This is a genomic window from Pedobacter sp. 01T416_2 (assembly GCF_056398925.1).
Genome location: NZ_JBFTQI010000874.1, coordinates 1 through 2,318, shown reverse-complemented (window position 1 = coordinate 2,318; position 2,318 = coordinate 1). Strand labels below are relative to the sequence as shown.

The following is a 2,318-nucleotide window of genomic DNA, read 5'->3' as shown; positions in this document are numbered from 1 at the left end:
GTAGCAGTTCAGGCCGATGTAAGTAAAGAAGCAGATTGTGAACTGATTATCAAACAAGCTTTGGTTTCGTTTCAAAAGATTGATATTCTGGTAAATAATGCCGGATTATCTATGCGTGCCCTGTTTAACGATCTGGATTTATCGGTGCTTAAAAACCTGATGGATGTGAACTTTTGGGGGACGGTTTATTGTACCAAATATGCTTTGCCAGAGATTTTAAAAACCAAAGGAACGGTAGTGGGGATATCATCAATTGCAGGTTACCGGGGTTTGCCGGGCAGAACGGGTTATTCAGCTTCTAAATTTGCAATGAACGGATTTATGGAATCTCTACGCACCGAATTACTAAAAACCGGGGTAAACGTTTTATTGGCCTGTCCTGGTTTTACTGCTTCCAACATTAGGGTAACCGCTTTATCAAAAGATGGTGCTGCACATGGCGAAACCAGTATGGATGAAGGCAAAATGATGACATCTGAAGAAGTAGCAAGCATTATTGCTGACGGTATCGAAAAACGTAAACGGACTTTAATCATGACCGGACAAGGGAAATTAGCCGTTTGGATGAATAAACTCTTCCCAGCTTTTGTAGATAAAAAGGTTTTTGATTTGTTTGCAAAAGAGAAGAATCCGCTGATTAAGGCTTAAGGTAGAGGGTTTAAGGCTTAAGGTAAATCGCGATAGCGTTTAGGGTCCAAGGTTAAGTAGAGATTTAAACTAAAATAATTGTCAGTCTGAGCGGAGTCGAAGACCCATAACTTTGAGTTTACCTGGATTTATACAAGGAGCTCGTGGATTTTACAGGTCGCTGAAACACGTCCTGCTGACACCCCTCTGAAAGAGGGGAATGCAAATCGCATAGAGACGATGAGGGGTAATTCCCCTCCTCTGGAGGGGTGCCTGAAAGACGGGGTAGTCATATTTAGCACAGACCAGACCGTCCTAAACCCGGTAGCAGCGAAAATCCTTTTTGTTTGCAGCAAACTTAAATATCCTGCTATCTGCAGCCTATGAAACAGATCCTTCGTGCCTCAGGATGACAGCACCACAAAAAGATTGAAGCGAATAACGGGACTATCGCAACCGATTATCACTACCATTGCTTTCCAAAAAAATCGAAAATGAAAATCAGGCCTTATGCCGTCGGTGTAACCTTATCCAATTTACTATAATCCATCACCATTTTGCCTTCTTCGTTATGGTAATACATTTTATCAAACTTGGCATCCATTTCAATTTCCTCATCCTGATAACTGGTTCTGGTGTGGATGGTCTGCGAGAAAGTATCATCAAAAGCTTTGAGGATTACAAAAACTTCTACTTCGGCCTGCTGCAGCTCGGTTAACGATTTTTCGAAAAACGGACTTTCTTCTGTAATGGGGTGTACCAAAGTCCAGTTTAAAGATAGGATGCCGATTTTACTGCGCTCTAATGGCAAAGGATAAAACCTACGAACATGTTTGCCATCAATGGTTTCGTTGTACGACATCACCATCTGCACCTCGACCTCTATCAATTGATTACGGCGGAGGTTAACCAAACGGCACATCAATCCATGTCCTTTCTCGTAAGGGGCAATCACCATTTTTTTGCTGAAGCTTACTTTTGAGGTGGGCCTGCTAAAACGGCCATACAATAAACCTGTAGCAAGTGCAAAGGCCAATAAACCCAACATACTTTCGAAAGCGGCAAGCACACTGGTAACAAAACCCTGTGGCGAAATATGGCCGTAACCCACGGTAGAAATGGTTTGGGCAGAAAAGAAAAAGGCATCAAAAAACTGATCACGAAGCGTTACACCTTTGGCACCATTTAAATTTTCAATACCCACAACATTATATAAAACAGCAAAAATTGTATTTACAACGAGGTAGGCAAGAAGGATGACAAAGAAAAAACGCGGCCAGCTCATAGTAACCAAGCGGGTGTAGGTATCATCAAACTTAAACCAGGGCAGGCCCGTACGTTCGATATTTGCTGAACCATCGGGGTTGAGCATGCGCTGGTTTTTGGTTACAGGATTGGATCCGAAACCGAAATCATCATTAAACTGTACTTTTCTTTTAAAAAAGGCCATATATTTTTAGAAAGATTTTGGAATATTAAAAAACTATGTCAATATTTGCTTTATACAAACATGATAATTAAAAACTTAAATAACAATTGGTGGTGGCATAACGAAATTCGTTAGGCAAATTCTATTGTTATATATTTTAAAATATTTTAAACACAACGAAGAGGATTGCCCAAAAAGCAATCCTTTTTTTATGCAATTTTTTGAAGGATCGTCATGCTGTCCCGATTAATCAGGATCAGCA

At 40.6% G+C, this 2,318-nt stretch carries 2 protein-coding genes; one reads left to right on the top strand and one right to left on the bottom strand.

The genetic code is table 11. The features are described 5' to 3' along the window. Positions 1-648: SDR family oxidoreductase (locus tag AC1DPQ_RS25280; protein ID WP_477611248.1), on the top strand; the 648-nt coding region annotated here is incomplete at its 5' end. Positions 649-1,135: 487 nt separating this feature from the next. Here the strand turns inward: AC1DPQ_RS25280 and AC1DPQ_RS25275 are convergent. Then, positions 1,136-2,077, bottom strand: coding sequence for an ion channel (locus AC1DPQ_RS25275; RefSeq protein WP_477611247.1), 942 nt, complete (start codon positions 2,075-2,077; stop codon positions 1,136-1,138). Positions 2,078-2,318: the final 241 nt, after the last annotated feature.